Below are 16,832 nucleotides of genomic sequence, written 5' to 3'. Positions count from 1 at the left end.
AGGGCGCTACCGCCTGGTTCCTCATCCAGAGGAGAGAGCGGAAGCCCTCGCTCTCCTCCAGGTCGCCATCTCCACCTCTCTCGTTCATCCCCAGACCATTCTCCACACCCTCTCACCTGCCAATGCCTGACGATCTCCCTCACCGGTATCGGAAGAAACGCAACCATTCCCCAAAAATGCACCAAAACAGGGGTGTAACACCCCCTTTTCGTGCTCAAAAAACGCAATTTTGTGCAATCGTAATTTGGCACGACGTTGGAGGAAAAACACGGGAGCAGCACACGTGGAGGGCAGGCGCTGCGTAGAACAAACATGGGAAAAACATGGGAAAAAGAAAACCACCATCCATCGTCCTGGCGCCTCCCAGGCCAACACACGCTCCTTCATGCTGGCAGCGGCAGGGACAAGCCTCGAGAACGATCCTCATTGATGCCAGTGCAGAGAGCATTGCTGGGCGCGCCGGTAGCAACGGCGAACGTGTGGGATCGTTTGGAGCACAAGACCGGCGCGCCCGTGTCTGGCCCTGGGCCAGGCTCGGCCGCGGCCACACACGATCCAAGAGGGAAGACACCTGGAGCCACCATCAGGACCTGGGCAAGAGAACAAACCAGACCTCGCTTCTTCCAGATAGACCTGGCTCATGAAAAAGGAGCTGGTGGAAGAAGCACAAAATTGCGATTGCAAGAATATGCGCATTTTCACGCTCACTCTGGGGGTGCCACTGCTCTCTTTTCCCTGTCACCCCTTCATTCTTCTCACCTCTCACTCCCCTCCTCCCCATCTCCACCCACCCCTCTCTTCTGCACTCCCACACTCTCACCAGGCACCCGGCATAGACCACATCCAAAGCGCCCGCCATCTCCACCTTGCCATTTCTGAGGAGCGGTACACGGATCGGCTGCCCACCACAGGCAAGTATCATAGGGCTGCAGATCGCCCCCGCATACCGTTCCTCTCTCGGCCCTTGGCTCAAACTCCCCAACGCACTCAGCTGCTGCTACGGCTGCTCTTCCATACGCTCTTCCTTTTCCCACAACAGACGCGCTCTCGCTTTCCCGCCTGCTCCCCAACCCACAAAAAAAGAGCAAGTCACAAGGACTCACTCTTCTTGCGGCAAGACAGTGCGTTACAGCTTCCATCTCATTTGGGGAACCTCAGCACATGAACTTTGCTACACTACTCTCAACACATATATACATCCTTCTTCCTGGCCTCGCCGGAGAAGAAGCTACAGATACCCAATCATTTCGGGAGGATAAATGACATCATGGGAATGTACCCGTTCATCGCCGTACTTCTCGCACTTCCCGGTGCAATCGTCGCCATGCTCACGCTCATAGAGCGCTATACCAAGTGGAGGGCAAGCCATGCCAAAAAAGAACGTTGATCCACAAGCAGGAATCACAAAAACTAGGCTCCTCGCCATCCTGGAGCAGTCCGGACGCCCTAACTTCACCAAACGTAGGCTCACACAACTTATCAGCGAAAAAATGCTTTCCTCGCCCAGGCGCACCTCTCAGCCTGGCTCAAAAAGCCCTGTCTACGTCTGGGGACCAGAGATTATCGAGCACGCAATGTTCCTGTATGATGTGATTGAGCGCGGAAATGGACGCCACCGGCGTTTTCTCGCGCTTTGGCTTGGTGGCTATGAGGTTCCCTTTGAATCGCAGGATTCCCGCGCTGAACAATGGTGAACAGATCGGCACGCCGGTAGATCGTCGCCACCGATACTCCTGCTTCTTTCGCTACAACCGGAACGGTGATTTCCTGTGGTTTCATCCCACGTCGAAGCATGGCCTGGACTGTGACGCGCACTTGTTGGTAATGCTGCTCGGCCACCTGTTTGCGCGATTGGACCAGTCCATCAGGGTGCTGGTTCTGTGGGCGGTAACTGTTTTTGGAACGCATGGCCCCCTCCTGGTGCAAACATCTCAACGAGCTGGTCAATGGTCCCCAGGTGCTCCCACCAGGGCCGGAGTTTTTCCGCCAGATCGTCAAGAAAACGACGCTGCTCAAGAATATCCGTTTCCATTAAGCGCTGGCCCAGAGCGCTTTTGAAGGAGTCGGCGACGTGATGCAGATGAAACTGAACGAGGTCCTCAATCTTGTGCCGGTCGAGAAATGGAGGGACTTCCGCGTGCCATTTCCTTTTCGTGATCTGCTCAAAAGCGATTTCGGAGATGGCCAGGCCGAGGGCCTCGTACCAGTATTGAGCGACAGTGTGCTCATACGTATCCTCTGGAATCACAATTTCGTCCTCGACAGAAAGAGGAGAGGCAATCCCTCGTTGGGCCAGAGCGCCCGCCCAAAAACCACCCCAGATCCCGTAGGTCCGGCGTTTGAGTGCTCGTTGCAGCGTGATCCCCAGGTAATGCTCTAATGAAACCGTGTAAGCGATCCCACCTTCAACAATCTTCCCACCGGTCGATCCCAGGATTTGACGCACATCTCGCAGACGCTTCTCTGCAAAGATCTGCCGAACTTCATTGGTGGTATCTTCAAGGAGCAGATGAAGATAGCGCAGATGCATCGGCAAGGTCTGATGTCCATGGAGCCTCATGTTCTGCGCCACAGAGACCCCTGCCCGATGAGCTCGGCTCACGCTGTTGTGACGGAAAATATGTGTTGTAATTGGCACGAAGTCTGCGAGGGGGCTATCGCACTTTGGGCAAAAGAGTTCCCCAGGCTGCGCGACTCCATCACAGACAAAATCGGCTTCCAGTGTGTGGCGACAGCGTGTGCCAAGATACCCAGAAAGCGTTGAACGGCAACGGGGGCAGGCAGTAATCCCCTCTTGCGCCGCAAAGTAGAGGCATCGTTGTCCTTTCTGTCGCCGATGAGAACAGGCTGGCTGATACGTTTCGGGTTGAAACAAGCCGCTGGGGTCACGTTTTGCTGCAATCAATATCGCCTCCTGGAGCGTCTGAGCCACACGAGTCGTCGAGAGGCGCCCTCGGTGCTTGATGTTCTGTAGGCTGGGAACGCGATCAAACAGGTACTGCCAATCCCTGGCTCGCTCCGGGTCATCTTCTAGGTACCGGAAATTCGTTTGCCCCAGCGTACGCGAGGTGCCATCTGGGGCCAGGCGGAGTTTGATGACCTCATCCATGTATTCGAGAAGCCGCCCCATTCCCAATTCGATGATCGGGAAGGGTCGTTCCTGCTTGGCTTTGCCCCGTGGAATCAACAGGTAGGCATGACCATCTTGATCTTCCAGAACGCAAAAAAGATGAAGGTCCAGAGTCTCCGTCGCCCGCGTTCCACAGTAGTAGTGAATCGTTAATGCGAGACGAGCAAATGGATCATACGCCAGGTGGCGAACCCCATCTTGAAACACACGATCCAGGATGGCTTCATGTGGGATACCATCCCGAATGTTGTGTATCGACGAGGTGTGAAAGGAGTTCTCTTCGGACTGTTTATTCATGAGGGAAAAGCGTTCTTTTCCTTGTCTTTATTTGATTGAACGGTCAGGCTCGAAACTTCCATTTCGGCTAAATAAATGGTCACATGCACGGAAGGCACTTTCTACCTCATCAATAGGGTTGTTCCTACGTACAAGTTGACACTACCCTCTTGCAGACATAAAACTGGCCTATTCAGATCGAAAAACATGCAATTGAGAGAAAGTAAGCAACCTTGGGGTAAAATAGTAGTGCATTTTATCTTCCATAAAAAAGGAATTGAATTTACCTATGAATTCGCCCTTGTCGCAAATGCAAACAGCACGGCCCACAACGGCATCACATTCGTTGCAGAATGTCTGGCTCTGGATTGTTACCTATGTCATCGCCAATATCAGCATGGGGACAGCAAGCATGGCGATTATAACGTTTCTTCTGCCGCTGCACATCACAAAAATTGCTCCGCAACAGCAAACGTTTTTATTTTCTCTCGTCGTCACCTGCGGCGCGCTGGCAAATGTCCTCGCGAACCCTCTTACTGGCATGCTGATTGATCGCTCTTCATGGGGCACACGAAACTATCGTCTCTGGATGCTCATTGGCTCCGTATTTCTCTCGGTTGGCCTCTTGCTCGCAAGTCAGGCTCATACCATTGGCTTACTTACCACCGGAATTGTTGTATCTCAATTTGGTGTCGGGGTTATCATGGCTGCGCTTAGTGCCTTCCTACCTGGGGTCCCTATTCGCAGGCGTGCCATCACGTCTGGATTGGCTGGCATGGCCCCTATGGTGGGAAATGTATTCGGGCAAGCATTGGGGGCGCACACAAATCTATCCTCCGCCTATCTATTGCTCCTGGAAGCCTCGATCATGTTTCTTATCGTCTTTCTGTTCTCTTGTCAGGAAAAGGCATTCCATCAAGACCATGCACAACTCGCTCCCGATCATGTTCAGCAACAACGTACGAGCAAACGCTTGCGCCTCACCCGTGACTTCGTACTAACGTGGATATCCCGGCTCTTCTTGTTCCTGTCATTCACAACAACCTTAAATTACTTAGCATTTTTCTTACTCGATATCAAGTATCCGCAAACAAGTGGCCAACCACTGAGCACAGGTTTACAGATATTCTTTCTCTTGTTTACCGCGAGCTTGCTCATTGGCTCGTTTGCGGCTGGATGGCTTTCAGATCACCTACAAAAACGCAAAATTTTTGTCATTGCCGGTTCGCTCTCCGTCATGGTCACTCTGCTTCTCTTTATGCTTACAAGGAACTGGTCAGGTATCCCTCTGCTTGCAATTCTGTTTGGTTTGAGCATGGCAATATTCTTGAGTAGCGATCTGGCACTCGTGACGCAAATTCTTCCAGCGCAAGAGGATGCTGCACGGGATCTGGGGTGGATGAATACATGCATCTTTTTACCCATGGTCCTGGGTCCCCTGGTAGCGGGGCTCATTTTAGAACAAACGCACAACAGTTATGTTGTTTTGTTTGCAGTCCTCGCATGTTTCGCTGCCCTTGCCGCTGCCACCATGTTCTTCGTGAAGGCACATGAATGACCCGCTTTGTGAAGGGAATGAATGATACTTTCCTTTATGTATGGAATCCGTTGGTACCAACGGATTCCATACCCAAGCAACCATCCGCGCGACTGTGACATGGCCAACAGTCACAGTTCGCACTAAGTTCAACAAATGACGCAAAATACACGTCACGATGCTTCAGCACTGGCGTATTGATAAAGAGCAGCTCTTAGGACAACCTTCATTGATGGCCGATCTTCGCAATCTGGTCCTCCCGCTTCAGCAAGAACCACCATCCCAACAGGATGAGGCGATGCGAGATGCCTTCCGCCAGGCGGCCCACCCCAGGCAACAGTCTTAGCCCTACTGCTCACCATCACAGGCCGTCCTCTCTCTACGCCTGGCTCACACCGCCCACCACACTCCGCTGCTGCTGCTCTCCCACCTGCTCCTTTCCTTTTCCCACGAAACACGCCTGGAACATGCTCGTCGGCGCCGCGACCTACGAAAAAAAGAGCGGGTCGCCAGGACTCGCTCTTTCACGCTCTACCATGGATGAAACTCTTTGCTCGCGGGGGGAATAGCAGGAGTATAAAACAACGCTTCTGCCCTGGTCTAGCTCACTAGGACCAATCACGCTCCTCCTGCTCCTCTCTCCCAAAACAACGGCACAATATTCTCGGCAGGAAGCTCCGCTGCGCCACCCATCGTGTGGTTTGCCAGCCAGTTTGTCCCAGCCGGACAAGATATCGGTCAATGATAAGTCAGACGGTTTATCGGTCAAAGCCGTGTTGTAGTTCATCTGCCAGAAAAGCCTGTGTATGCGGCTGAGCAAAGAGGTACTTTTCCAGCAGAAGCACTTCGCTATGAATAAAACAGATGATATGAGTCGTAATCAAGAGATGATACGTACAGTTCCCGAGATAATTTGCCAGCGCTCATCCTGAAACAGCCATACACGCAGATAGCGGCAGAATGCCTCAAGAGGTTTTCCCTGTAATCGCACCTTTACATGAGCTTTTACTGCAACAATTGCACTTTCTCCATATAATTGCATAACTGGTTCTTCGACAAACTCCACGGCAGTCTGAACAACAGCACCAGATGCATGACTTTCGATATCATCGCGTTTTCCCTGTACATTTCCCTCGACATCAATAAACACCAGATCATCATGTATTAAGCGTGCCAGGGCTTGTACATCATTGTTCACCATTGCCTGTTGAAACTGCTTCTCAGCATGCACAATTTCCTCAAGGGAGTGGTTCACTTCTCTCTCCTTTCATTCGGGCTAACAACAATTGTCTGTATGTCCACTTCCTCAAGCATAGATACTCAAAGTAAAGAAATAAAGAAAGAAGAAACCCATGCTCATAGCATACTTTTCAACCAGAAGATGTCCCGTTTGACGCATATCTGAGAACACGAGTCCGAAAAAAAGAGCGAGTCCTTGCGACCCGCTCTTTCACGCTCTACCATGGATAAAAATCGTTGCTCATGGGGGGAATAGCAGGAGTAGATATCACACCAACGCGCTTGTACAGCACTCCAGGACTAATCAAGCTTTCTTGCATAGGATGCTAAAGATATAATAAGCATATCTTTAGGGTAATAAGCAGGCGTCAAGCACAGCGGTGGCCCTACGAACGTCAGCAGAAGAAAGTCACTACGATGTGATTCTGCCGGAGTTCTGAGCCTCGCGCACATCATAAGAGCTAACCTCGAATTATATACAACACATCGAGTTTGCCGACATGTGGAGGCCGCTGGCGATTTCAGTGAGGGTAAACTCACGAGTGCTATCCACCCGACTGGCATCATAGAGGAAAAGCATAATTTTTAGATCGCGCAGGCGTCTTTGAATAAACCAGTTTCTCAGGCCGTAGAATTTATCCTGAAAAGTGGGTGGGGAGGTGATGGGCAGCGCATCGTCCTTGAGTTCATCCGGGGTTAACCCGAAGTGCTCATCATGCGTGATTTCGTCCTCTGTGATTCCATCATCCAGGATGGTTACATCCAGATCAGCCAGCTCCAGGTCGTCCTCCAGGTTGTCTCGTTCTGGATCTAGCTCTTTTTTCAGAAATGGCAGCATGCGCAGGAGAAAGCGAGTGATGGCTTTGATTGCGACCCTCCTCTCACGGTCGGAGTACCGAGTGAAGCGATGGAATCATGGGCGCCAATAGATAGTAGGGATGTAACTGCTCAGCCTGGTAGGTGGCTTGGCTGCCTGTCGGGCAGCAGTTGGGACCACCCCGCTTGGGACAAATGTGATGGGAGTGGCATGAACGGCCGCAGGGGAAACGGTGGCTGCCGCTGTGTGGTTGCCACTGACCCAGAAGTTCAAGCCGCCAAGCAGGATAGCCCCACAGAGGGCAAGCGTCACAAGCTTTTTCATGGGTATCCTCTCTTTCACTCAAGGAAACAGGTTATGCATGATGCACTGATCAAAGTATAGTGAGTGTCTATGAAAGGGAAGGGGATTTTTGTGGTGCAGATTGAGCAATGATCATTGCTCAACTGTGCAAGGAGCGGAGGGGAGAAATCGAGAGCGTCCCGATGGCAACGTATAGCAAAGACAGGTGGTGGTGAGACCTGATGGATGGTTTGTGGATATCAAGTGTGTGTCAGCACAGAATGCTGGGACGGTTAATTTTTCTTGAGTCCCTAACTCTCGCTCCATGTTATCCCTGTTGGAATCTCTTCACCTATTGTATGAACTACTATTTTCTGCGATAATTTGAGCGTAGATACAGTAGATAAAAGTAACTCACATATTGTTTTCAATTGCCACTACCATGTGGTGTGGTGCCCCAAATATCGACACAAAGTGCTTGTGTCTCCTCTCGATGAGCGATTAAAGGTGCTTATTCAAGAGGGCGCCGAGAAGTGAGGGCAAGAATCCCCTACCCTTTTAGGCATGGGGAGATGTCAATAGAGGAGGGACCCATGACGCGTCATCAAGGAAGCCAGGAGCCGGATAGCTCCTTTGCGCGAACCAACAGCTTGTCACGAAGGCAGTTCCTGGCTGGGGCAGCAGCCCTTGGTGCGGTCGGCTGGACTCCAGTCTTCGGCGTCACATCCGCCGCCGCCTCCCAGACCCCGCCCAACTTCCCGGCTTCAATCGCACTGTATAAACAAGCGTTCCAAAACTGGTCCGGCGAGATCATGGTCGACGACGTCTGGACCTGCGTTCCCCAGACGTCCGACGATGTAGTGACTGTTGCCAACTGGGCTCTGGCCAACGGCTATCGCATTCGACCACGGGGCATGGGCCACACCTGGACACCGCTGACCGTCCCGGCCGGATCGAGCTCCGCCAATGTCGTCCTTGTTGACACCACTCAGCACCTCACGACCGTGACCATTAACGGCCCGGGGTCGCCTGCCACGGTCGTGGCCCAGGCCGGAGTCACAATGGACGTGCTGCTCGCCACACTGGAGCAAGCCGGGTACGGCCTGACAGCCACACCGGCTCCAGGGGACCTGACGATCGGCGGTGTGTTGGCGATCGACGGGCACGGTACTGCCATTCCCGCACAAGGCGAGACACCGGTTCCAGGGCACACGTATGGGTCCGTCAGCAACCTCATTGTGTCGCTTACAGCCGTAGTGTGGGACCCGAGCAGCGGACAGTACATTCTGCGAACCTTCGCTCGCTCGGATCCCGCCACCAGGGCGCTGCTGGTCCACATCGGCCGGACTTTCGTCACTGAGGTGACGTTGCAGGTGGGCATCAATACTCGCCTCCGGTGCCAGAGCCGGGTTGACATCTCTGCGGCGACGCTCTTCGCGGCACCGGGTTCCGGTGGATCACAGACCTTCGCCAGCTTTGTTGAGAGCGCCGGCCGGGTCGAGACCATCTGGTTCCCCTTCACGAGCAATCCCTGGCTGAAGGTATGGACGGTCTCGCCCACCAAGCCGCTCTCGGCGAGGGAGGTCGATAGCCCGTACAACTATGTATTCTCTGACACTATCCCCAAGGTCGCCTCCAATCTCATCTCAGAGATCGAGGCTGGTAATGGAGCCGTGACGCCCACCTTCGGGCAGACCCAGTATTCCATCGTGAGTGCAGGTCTTGTCAGTACCGACACGATGGACATCTGGGGGTGGTCAAAGAACCTGCTGCTATACATACGGCCCACGACGCTGCGCGTGACGGCGAATGGCTATGCGGTCTTGACGAACCGCGGCAACATCCAGCGTGTTGTCAGTGAATTCGCTGCCTACTATCAGTCGCGACTCGCTGCCTACCAGGCACAGGGCAGCTATCCTGTAAATGGGGCGATGGAGATCCGCGTGACCGGGTTGGACGTTCCAGGTGATGTCGAGGTCCCATCGGCTGGCTCGCCACAACTCTCGGCGCTGCGCCCACGCCCTGATCACCCGGAGTGGAATGTGGCGGTGTGGCTCGATGTCCTCACAATCCCAGGCACTCCACAGGCTGACCAGTTCTACTGCGACCTCGAGACGTGGATCTTCGGGAACTACACCGGTTCGTATGCCGCAGTCCGACCCGAGTGGTCAAAAGGCTGGGCGTACACTAACAGCGCCACCTGGGCCGACCCCACGGTGTTGACCAGCACAATTCCCAACGCCTACCGGGTGGGACAGATGGTGGGTGACGATTGGGATGCGGCGATCGGGGCGCTGGATGCCTACGACCCCCACCACATCTTCGCTAATGCCTTTCTGGATACCCTGCTGCCCTGAGCGGAGTAGCGGCCGCCCTCCTCAAAACGCTACACTGCGGCCGCTCTCACACCGTGCAACTCAAGAGATACTGTGACGACTCCCCACGCCTGATTCTCATGGGATTTCAACGATGAAGTGAAAGCTGAACAATATTATCAAACGGCGCAACTCGCATACAATATACGACTCCAGTTACTTCTCTGATAGCGCGACTGGGGAGTGTATTGTCGAGCGCCCAACAGTGAATGGGAGCTATAGCGCGCTGGCCAATTTTGGGACGCAACAACTCAGCGGTTGTACTGTCGGAGACCAGACCAACACAATGCAAGGCATTCAGAACTGGCCACATCATTATGGTATTATGGTGGGCGACAAGAGCAGCAACACGTTAGCGACTGTCGGACCGATTTCAAATACCACTAATTTCCCCGTTTACTGGCATGCAGCGTCTTGAACAGTTTCTAAATCATTGGTCATCATAGGGTGGAAATGGATCGCTCTGCGGCTGACACCCACTTTCGAGCCTGGTGGCGAAGAAAATCGCTGGTATTGCCGATCTTGTTTCCTCCCAAAAATTGAGCCACATATGGGCTTTCAGTGTCTTTTGCGGGTTATCTCGCTCTCCCCCTGGCGGGTCCGTGAGGTGCGCGGCCAGGTGCAGGGGAAAGGGCAGCGGGTGCATGTCTTCCGTGAGTGGGTGGAGGTGGGAGCGCTGGATGTGGAGCTGGACTTGTTGGGGGTGAGAGATCCGGGGTATGCTGCGGCAGATGACGGTGAGGAAGAGGATGGGCTGAGGTGGGTTATTCCGACGGGGCCAGGAGAATATCGGCTCTCGGAGCGAACAGAGCGCATTGGTGAAATGCGGGAGGTCTCTGCTGGCGAGGATGAGGGTAAAAAGAAAGGGCCACGTGGGTGTGGTCCTGTACAAACGATAGATCTAGTATACCTGATGTTGGGGGAAAAGTCAAGCGTCCGGTGATTGCGGGGTGTGACTCAAGTTTTTGCAAAAGGGATAGACAGGAACAAGGAAAGCAGGTAAGATCGTGGCATCACCAAGAGGAAGCAGGAAGATGGAGCCATGCAGTGCGAAGAATGGCTGAGCAAGAGCGAAAAGATCCTTACAGATGTCAAAGAATGGCGCAAAGCCCACCCCAAAGCAACGTTTGTGGAAATCGAAGATGAGGTGCATCGACGCATGATGCAGTTAGAAGCACAACTGCTCCAGGACGCAGCCCAGGAGAGCAGCAGCCGAGCATGGGGAAAGGACATGGGGGAAGAAGCCCCAAGATGCTCCAGGTGTCAGGCACCACTGCAAGCACGAGGCCAACATGCACGGACCGTACAAGGCAATGGGGGAGAGAGCGTGACCCTGCTGCGTACCTATGGAACGTGCCCCCACTGTGGGGAGAGCTTTTTTCCCCCTCGATGAGGAATTGGCCTTACTTCCTGGTACCTTGGCCCCTCGTCAACAAAGCCATCTCTTCCAGTTAGGCAGTTGGATGCCGTTTCGGCACGCGAGTCGCATGCTCCGAGAGCTTCTCGCAGTACATGTCAGTCCCGAAACGGCTCGACGGCTCTGCGAAGACGTTGGTCACCAGGTTGAGGAACAACAAACCGCCGAAGCACACCAGCCGTGGAAAGAAGAAGACGATGGGCGAGAGAACGACTCTTGCCTGGTGATCAGTGCAGATGGAGCAATGGTCCCTTTGACCGGGGGCGAATGGGCAGAAGTTCGCACCTTGGCCATTGGGGAGGTTCCCACTGGCCCCACCTCTCCTGAGAAAGTCCACGTCGGTGAGCTCTCATATTTCTCTCGCCTGACGGATGCAGCCCACTTTACCGAGTTGGCAGAAGTCGAAACGCGCCGCCGGCACGTGATCCAGGCCAAAGCGGTGGGTGCGGTGATGGATGGAGCGGAGTGGCTGCAAACCCTGGTCGATATTCATCGAGGGGACGCAGTGCGGATCCTGGATTTTCCCCATGCGGCTGAGCACCTGAGCCAATTGGTAGAAGGGCTTGGGGCGGGCGGGCGAACCTTTCCGGAGCACATGCTTGAACGGTGTCTGCATGTGCTCAAACATCGCGGCCCCTCGCCCTTGTTGCGCATGGCCGAGCGCTTGCCTAAGGACGAAGCGCAACAGGGCACCGTTCGTGAGCATCTGGAATATTTGCGCAAGCGGCAGGCCTTGATGCAGTATCCAACCTTTCAGCAGGCTGGCTGGCCCATTGGCTCAGGGATGGTGGAGAGCGCGAACAAGGTGGTGGTCGAAGCACGCCTCAAGGGCACAGGGATGCGCTGGAAGCGAGCCAATGTGAATCCCATGCTCGCTTTACGCAATGGCGTGTGCAATCAGCGCTGGTTGGAAACGTGGCAGACGGCAAGTCAGCAGCGTCGACGTCGGCTTTCTCAACACCGTCAACGCACGACGCAACGACAAGAGGTGGCTTCAGTGCTTCCCAACCCAACTCGGCTCACGCCAGCGCCCGTGCCCCCATATGTTCCTCTCCTTCCTCCCGAGCCTCCTGCCATGATTGCTGGAACCTCGCGTCCTTCATCCCATCATCCCTGGAAGCGTTCTCCGGCTTGCCGTCCAAAGCCTTTTGCAAAAACTTGAGTCACACCCGAAATTGGAGGAGTTTGCGGTAGAGGAGAGAGAGGCGGATAGGGTAGGCTTCTTCTAAGAAGATCGTGGTCGTGTCGATGCTGTGATCAGATTGTTTTGTAGAAGGAGCCTTGATATATCGAAGCGAAAGCGTATTGACCGGTATGTCCTGGGGTTGTTGCAGGCAGTGGCGGCCCAGGTGGTGGTAATAATCGTGCGGCACTGGCTCGGGTGAGAGGTTTCTGGCGCTGTTTCAGAGAGTGAGCTTTTGTGGGTGAAGCCCTTGGGACCCGGAGAGCTTCGGCTTTCCGAGTTCCAAGAGGATGAGAACTAACATCCACAAGATGTATGGAGACTGCATCAGTTTGGCCATTTTTAATCCGTTAATCGGGGAAATTTCCTGATGCATTGCCAATAGTATAAGGAGTAGAGATGTTCGGATATACGATCATCATGTCCATGCCATGATTGGCATGATACAGATTATGACAATGCAACATCCATAACCCAGGATTATCCGCGTAAAAAGCCACATCATAGCTCTCATGTGGTCGCACACTAATGGTATCGAGGTGTACAGGACTGCCGGTCAGCCCCCGACCATTCTTTGTTAGTATCGTAAAGGTATGTCCATGTAGATGCATTGGATGAATACCGCTATCTGCATCATTCTCAAAATGGAGTCGAATGAGTTGCCCCAGCTTGACCACAATTTCAGGACTATCAGGGAAGGATTTGCCATTCAACGTAAAGACCGGCCCAGGCCGAGCATTGGAAAAGCCAAGCGTGAAGCCAAGCGAGATCGAATACGTCGCATCAAAGTGGCTCTGGAGGGTAATGGGGTCTGTTCGCGGCTGCCCGTAGGTCGCAAAGTTAAACTCGTTCTGGTTGAGAGAGGGAAGAGCACTGGAAACAAATTGCCCCTGCCCAACAAGCACCGCAGGTGTCTTTGCATACTCTCGGTCACCATCTTTGGCAATGAGCAGCGCGACTGGACCACTCTCAGGCATACGGAAGCGCAGGTCATAGCGCTGCCCTCCATCAATTGAGAGGGGAACCGCTGTCAACGGCGTTGGCTCGTTGAGATCGTGCCCATCGAGCGCAGCAACCAGGAAAGGCGTTCCAACCAGCGTCAAGTGATAGGGATAATTATCGGCATTGACAAGGCGCAGGCGAACCCACTGACCAGGCTGCGCCGAGACATGCACCGTTCCCATGGCCCCATTGAGCGTCGGAATGCTATTCCAGGTATGGAGAGCAAGTGCTGTGTCTACATTATCATGTGCTATCGGCATGGCTGGGTCAACAATGACCATACCATAAAGGCCATGGCCTGTTTGCTCGAAGCTTTCCTGATGCGAGTGATACCAGTACGTCCCGGCATCTTTCGCCAGAAACCGATAGGTATAGGTCTGTCCTGGTTTGACTGCGTCTTGGGTGACGCCTGCGACCCCATCTGCACTGTTGGGAACGGTAATGCCATGCCAATGGATGGTGACACCAAAGGAGAGGCGGTTGACAAGATGTACAATCACCAGGTCTCCCCGTCGCACATGGAGTGTGGGTCCGGGCGAGGTGCCATTGAAGGTCCAGGCGTCGCTGGCATTGCCCAAACCAAAGGAAAGGTGAGCAGGTTGAGCCGTCAGAGTGAATGTATCGATATGAGCGGCCGTCTGTGGTGCTTGTAGCGTGTCTATGGGTGTACCGGAACCAGAGTTCCCAGCCTGACACATGCTTCCCATATCGCTCATATTCATCTCTTTCATATTACAGGCGGTCCCCATATTGATCCTATCGGGGTAGCGAGAAGACCACATGCCCCATCCAATACTGCCACCAGCTACGAGCAGAAAACAAAGTACACCCAGAAGAATGCGCTTCACTATTTTCTTTCGCGTCTGCTTTTTCGCTACTGGCTCCCCTTCCTGGGGCGCTATGACGCTTTCCTGTTGTTCTGTTTCTCGCTGTTTCTTCATACTATCTTATTTCTCAACTCTCGGGTTTCTTCTACTGTTCCATCAGATCGGTAATCTTCGTATCAAGCCAGGCTAACGTAGCATCACACGAGTGAATGTGGTAGTCGGCCAACTGCAGGATGAAAGATCGCTCCTGGTCATGAATTCCAGGGTTGGACACCACCATACTGCTTCCACGCGCGTAATGTTCGCGCAAAACGTGGAGGTACTCGCGATACTGCTGTAACACAGCAAGTTGTAGGGAAGAGTCCACCAGGCTGAACTTGGAGAGCTTGACCGCAAACAGGTCTGGATAGTCCGGACTATATTCGCCCGGGTCACGCATGAGGGCAAAGAAACGGTCCCGACCAGCATCAGTGAGATGATAGAGGTTGCGTGTCTGCCTATGCCCCTCGTGAGAAGCTGCAGTATCGTCTTGTTCACTCTCGGACGCAATCAGACCTTGTTGTTCAAGTCGACGAATAAGGGGATAGAGTGTCCCCCAGCTAAGTCGATGAAATGGACCCAAAATGCGCTGTATAATCGCGTGGAGTTTATAGCCATGTTGAGGTCCATTCATGAGTTCGCCCACCACAAACAATTCATAAGCGGGGTGAGGACTACGCCCACCACTGACTCGTCCAACATCCCTTTTCTCTGGTAGATTCTGCTTCTCTGCCAATGCTCTGCCTGCTTTTCTATATCGATTCGATACTACTGCCATCAGTATAACGAATCGATATAGAAAAAGCAAGTGAGGAACAAAGGCAATTCTTTCTCGATACTGACCCGGGAATAGATGATGCCCTGGCTCTCTTGCTCTTCCTTAGGTTGGCAGGCATGAAATGGACAGATATGAAGCGCAGAGAGCCCCAATGGTGCTGCAGTTCGTTATATGCAAGATGCAAAAAAGGAATGCCAGCGCCATTCACTACTGCTACCTGCAAGGTGGAGGTGAGCGCCTGGTGGGCAGGTCTCCAGAGGAAGAGCCCACACGCAGAACGATGGGGAGCAAGGATGGCTCCCCGCTCTGTTTCCATCCAGATGGGCAATTCTGGGAGGTTGGGAATCAGGGCCTGCTCCCCTGTTTGAGGTTGCAAGTAACTGATCATGGCGAGCGCACTCGTGGTTAATTGGTATTTGTCGGCATATTGATATGCTTGCTCGTACAACGCATGGGAGAGCTGGACTGCATGGCGTAAGGAGGTGACCTCCGCGTCGAGGACAAAGCGCGCATGGGCTATATATCCCTGGCGAGCAAGTTGCCACCTTCGTGATGAACAGCAGCAGCTGCAGCCATTCCCCTGGTGTGGCGAGGTTAGCAGCCATGCACGTGAGATCCTCGCCATATTCCATAGCGGTGCTCGATGGCCCACGCCGAGCTTGCGATAGATGCTGCCGTTGCCCATGACGGCGAGCGAGATTCGGGCAGCGGTGGAGGCATTCAAGCGAAAATGTGGGGAGTACCATGTGTATTGCCGAGATGATGTCACCATCGAGACGGAGGAGCTGTGCGAGATCCAGTGGTGGGCACCTGTTGGGTATCCTGGGGACGAATTGGATCTCTTGGGGTTGGGAGCAGTATACGCGAGAGGAGGAGGCGCAGACCTGGGTGTGTCCCACGTCGGCCTCCAGGGTGTTCTTATCGACGCACGCGCTCTGAGGGGAGAGACACGTGTTGCTGTTCAGGCAACCTGGGTCCATGAGCGGCGAGCGGCGGCGATGGTGACACAGAGCAGGCCGACGACGAGGGGGAACAGGGCTGGCAGGAGATCCCCACCCAGGATGGTAAGGGTGGTGGCCCCGATCATGATGATCAGCAAGCCGCAGGCGGCAAGGGGTGTCAGCGCACGCTTGATGCGCAGAAGTCCAGGCAGGATCAAGCCAAGAGCGCCAGCACATTCGGCGATGCCGGTAAAATAGACGAACCAGTTGGGCAGTGGGATGGTCATTTGCGCCTTCATGACCTCGATGGGGGTGAGCAGTTTCATGCTGCCAGCAAAGACAAAGAGCAAGGCGAGTAAGATTTGTAGGGTCCAGAGGGCTGAGGATCGGATGACATGGCGAGGGGTGAGAGGGTTGCTGTTGGTCTGGGAGATGATGGCATTCATACGGTTCTCCTTCTTCTGTGGTGAAGTCCTATTACTTGCAAATAACAAGTGGTTCTACAGAGTTATTCTCAGAGGCAGAGACAAAAGCGGAAATCGTTCGTCGTGAGTTGGGCGAAAGCGGTTGCCATCGTGTGCGCGAAGCGAGTATGCATCCAGGGAAGAAGCGCAGGTGGAGTGGGTTGAAGGGGGGTGATGAAGGAGGGGTGACAGGTGAGTGTGGGACGCGAAGATATTCTTGAAAACGGGGAAAGACCATGCTATGAGCAGAGGCGAGGAAACGGGAAAGTATTTTCCTCTGCTCTTACACTCTTCTGCAATCACTCCCTGCAAGCATAGAGGGACATTGTGTTGTGAGCAGAGAGAAACGGACCGAGAGTGTTCATGAAGGAAAACGGGGAGGAAATATGGAGGTGGGTGTCAGGAGAAAAAAGCCCCAGTAATTACTAGATTTATCCCAACGAACATGGTAGATGGGAAGCCTGTTCATGCCCAATGGGATTGGATGCGAAAATCTTATCCGGTTTTGCTGTGTGAAGGAGAGGA

General features: G+C 53.7%; 17 protein-coding genes. 9 read left to right on the top strand and 8 right to left on the bottom strand.

The window, feature by feature from the left end; genetic code table 11:
- The first annotated feature begins 323 nt into the window (after window positions 1-323).
- Window positions 324-644, top strand: coding sequence for a hypothetical protein (locus KRAC_RS72465; protein WP_157507658.1), 321 nt, complete (start codon window positions 324-326; stop codon window positions 642-644).
- 916 nt (window positions 645-1,560) lie between these two features.
- Here the strand turns inward: KRAC_RS72465 and KRAC_RS72460 are convergent.
- Window positions 1,561-1,908, bottom strand: a complete 348-nt coding sequence (locus KRAC_RS72460; protein WP_007917666.1) for a hypothetical protein — start codon at window positions 1,906-1,908, stop codon at window positions 1,561-1,563.
- On the bottom strand, window positions 1,865-3,427 hold the full coding sequence (locus KRAC_RS41410; protein WP_007917664.1) for a site-specific integrase: 1,563 nt from the start codon (window positions 3,425-3,427) through the stop codon (window positions 1,865-1,867). The genes KRAC_RS72460 and KRAC_RS41410 overlap by 44 nt, the downstream gene beginning before the upstream one ends.
- Window positions 3,428-3,695: 268 nt before the next feature.
- On the opposite strand from KRAC_RS41410, the gene KRAC_RS41405 reads away from it, so the two are divergent.
- Both KRAC_RS41405 and KRAC_RS72455 read left to right on the top strand, forming a co-directional pair.
- Window positions 3,696-4,964: an MFS transporter gene (locus tag KRAC_RS41405; RefSeq protein ID WP_007917663.1), complete on the top strand. Its 1,269-nt coding sequence runs from the start codon at window positions 3,696-3,698 to the stop codon at window positions 4,962-4,964.
- Between the two features lie 157 nt (window positions 4,965-5,121).
- Window positions 5,122-5,289: a hypothetical protein gene (locus KRAC_RS72455; RefSeq protein ID WP_157506233.1), complete on the top strand. Its 168-nt coding sequence runs from the start codon at window positions 5,122-5,124 to the stop codon at window positions 5,287-5,289.
- A 534-nt stretch (window positions 5,290-5,823) separates the two neighbouring features.
- Here KRAC_RS72455 and KRAC_RS41400 read toward each other — a convergent pair.
- The 3 genes from KRAC_RS41400 to KRAC_RS41390 all read right to left on the bottom strand — a co-directional run bounded on the left by KRAC_RS41400 (window position 5,824) and on the right by KRAC_RS41390 (window position 7,323).
- Window positions 5,824-6,198, bottom strand: coding sequence for a nuclear transport factor 2 family protein (locus tag KRAC_RS41400; RefSeq protein WP_007917660.1), 375 nt, complete (start codon window positions 6,196-6,198; stop codon window positions 5,824-5,826).
- Between the two features lie 456 nt (window positions 6,199-6,654).
- Window positions 6,655-7,020: a hypothetical protein gene (locus tag KRAC_RS41395; RefSeq protein ID WP_007917658.1), complete on the bottom strand. Its 366-nt coding sequence runs from the start codon at window positions 7,018-7,020 to the stop codon at window positions 6,655-6,657.
- Between the two features lie 75 nt (window positions 7,021-7,095).
- Window positions 7,096-7,323: a hypothetical protein gene (locus KRAC_RS41390; RefSeq protein WP_007917656.1), complete on the bottom strand. Its 228-nt coding sequence runs from the start codon at window positions 7,321-7,323 to the stop codon at window positions 7,096-7,098.
- Window positions 7,324-7,665: 342 nt separating this feature from the next.
- Between KRAC_RS41390 and KRAC_RS74025 the strand changes: the two genes are divergently transcribed.
- The 5 genes from KRAC_RS74025 to KRAC_RS41370 all read left to right on the top strand — a co-directional run bounded on the left by KRAC_RS74025 (window position 7,666) and on the right by KRAC_RS41370 (window position 12,235).
- Complete coding sequence (locus KRAC_RS74025) at window positions 7,666-7,818, top strand: transposase (RefSeq protein WP_169461007.1); 153 nt, start codon at window positions 7,666-7,668, stop codon at window positions 7,816-7,818.
- A 56-nt stretch (window positions 7,819-7,874) separates the two neighbouring features.
- Window positions 7,875-9,638, top strand: a complete 1,764-nt coding sequence (locus KRAC_RS41385; protein ID WP_007917655.1) for a cholesterol oxidase substrate-binding domain-containing protein — start codon at window positions 7,875-7,877, stop codon at window positions 9,636-9,638.
- 568 nt (window positions 9,639-10,206) lie between these two features.
- Window positions 10,207-10,599 carry a hypothetical protein gene (locus KRAC_RS77005; RefSeq protein ID WP_007917653.1) on the top strand — a complete coding sequence of 131 codons (393 nt, stop codon included), beginning with the start codon at window positions 10,207-10,209 and terminating at the stop codon, window positions 10,597-10,599.
- A 99-nt stretch (window positions 10,600-10,698) separates the two neighbouring features.
- On the top strand, window positions 10,699-11,049 hold the full coding sequence (locus KRAC_RS41375) for a hypothetical protein (RefSeq protein WP_007917652.1): 351 nt from the start codon (window positions 10,699-10,701) through the stop codon (window positions 11,047-11,049).
- Window positions 11,021-12,235 (top strand): hypothetical protein, encoded by a 1,215-nt coding sequence (locus KRAC_RS41370; protein WP_040445862.1) that lies wholly within the window; start codon window positions 11,021-11,023, stop codon window positions 12,233-12,235. The genes KRAC_RS41375 and KRAC_RS41370 overlap by 29 nt, the downstream gene beginning before the upstream one ends.
- A gap of 371 nt (window positions 12,236-12,606) precedes the next feature.
- On the opposite strand, the gene KRAC_RS41360 is transcribed toward KRAC_RS41370, so the two are convergent.
- The gene (locus tag KRAC_RS41360; protein WP_007917648.1) at window positions 12,607-14,199 is read right to left on the bottom strand and encodes a multicopper oxidase family protein; all 1,593 of its coding nucleotides are present in this window, start codon (window positions 14,197-14,199) and stop codon (window positions 12,607-12,609) included.
- Between the two features lie 31 nt (window positions 14,200-14,230).
- On the bottom strand, window positions 14,231-14,860 hold the full coding sequence (locus KRAC_RS63535) for a PadR family transcriptional regulator (protein ID WP_007917646.1): 630 nt from the start codon (window positions 14,858-14,860) through the stop codon (window positions 14,231-14,233).
- Window positions 14,861-15,080: 220 nt separating this feature from the next.
- Between KRAC_RS63535 and KRAC_RS41350 the strand changes: the two genes are divergently transcribed.
- Entirely contained in the window at window positions 15,081-15,311 is a 231-nt protein-coding gene (locus KRAC_RS41350) for a hypothetical protein (RefSeq protein ID WP_169461006.1), read from the top strand.
- Between the two features lie 552 nt (window positions 15,312-15,863).
- On the opposite strand, the gene KRAC_RS41345 is transcribed toward KRAC_RS41350, so the two are convergent.
- Window positions 15,864-16,289 (bottom strand): DoxX family protein, encoded by a 426-nt coding sequence (locus KRAC_RS41345; RefSeq protein WP_007917640.1) that lies wholly within the window; start codon window positions 16,287-16,289, stop codon window positions 15,864-15,866.
- Window positions 16,290-16,832: the final 543 nt, after the last annotated feature.

It is taken from the genome of Ktedonobacter racemifer DSM 44963, from assembly GCF_000178855.1.
In the GTDB taxonomy this organism is placed as follows: Bacteria; Chloroflexota; Ktedonobacteria; order Ktedonobacterales; family Ktedonobacteraceae; genus Ktedonobacter; species Ktedonobacter racemifer.
Note: the sequence above shows the minus strand (reverse complement) of the source record. Positions and strands in the feature narration are given on the sequence as shown.

Coding starts and splice junctions, on each gene's coding strand:
- KRAC_RS72465 (WP_157507658.1), top strand. CDS start 324: ATGGGAAAAAGAAAACCACCATCCATCGTCCTGGCGCCTCCCAGGCCA.
- KRAC_RS41385 (WP_007917655.1), top strand. CDS start 7,875: ATGACGCGTCATCAAGGAAGCCAGGAGCCGGATAGCTCCTTTGCGCGA.
- KRAC_RS72455 (WP_157506233.1), top strand. CDS start 5,122: ATGCTTCAGCACTGGCGTATTGATAAAGAGCAGCTCTTAGGACAACCT.
- KRAC_RS41390 (WP_007917656.1), bottom strand. CDS start 7,323: ATGAAAAAGCTTGTGACGCTTGCCCTCTGTGGGGCTATCCTGCTTGGC.
- KRAC_RS41345 (WP_007917640.1), bottom strand. CDS start 16,289: ATGAATGCCATCATCTCCCAGACCAACAGCAACCCTCTCACCCCTCGC.
- KRAC_RS41410 (WP_007917664.1), bottom strand. CDS start 3,427: ATGAATAAACAGTCCGAAGAGAACTCCTTTCACACCTCGTCGATACAC.
- KRAC_RS41360 (WP_007917648.1), bottom strand. CDS start 14,199: ATGAAGAAACAGCGAGAAACAGAACAACAGGAAAGCGTCATAGCGCCC.
- KRAC_RS41350 (WP_169461006.1), top strand. CDS start 15,081: ATGCAAAAAAGGAATGCCAGCGCCATTCACTACTGCTACCTGCAAGGT.
- KRAC_RS41395 (WP_007917658.1), bottom strand. CDS start 7,020: ATGCTGCCATTTCTGAAAAAAGAGCTAGATCCAGAACGAGACAACCTG.
- KRAC_RS41375 (WP_007917652.1), top strand. CDS start 10,699: ATGCAGTGCGAAGAATGGCTGAGCAAGAGCGAAAAGATCCTTACAGAT.
- KRAC_RS72460 (WP_007917666.1), bottom strand. CDS start 1,908: ATGCGTTCCAAAAACAGTTACCGCCCACAGAACCAGCACCCTGATGGA.
- KRAC_RS41405 (WP_007917663.1), top strand. CDS start 3,696: ATGAATTCGCCCTTGTCGCAAATGCAAACAGCACGGCCCACAACGGCA.
- KRAC_RS77005 (WP_007917653.1), top strand. CDS start 10,207: ATGGGCTTTCAGTGTCTTTTGCGGGTTATCTCGCTCTCCCCCTGGCGG.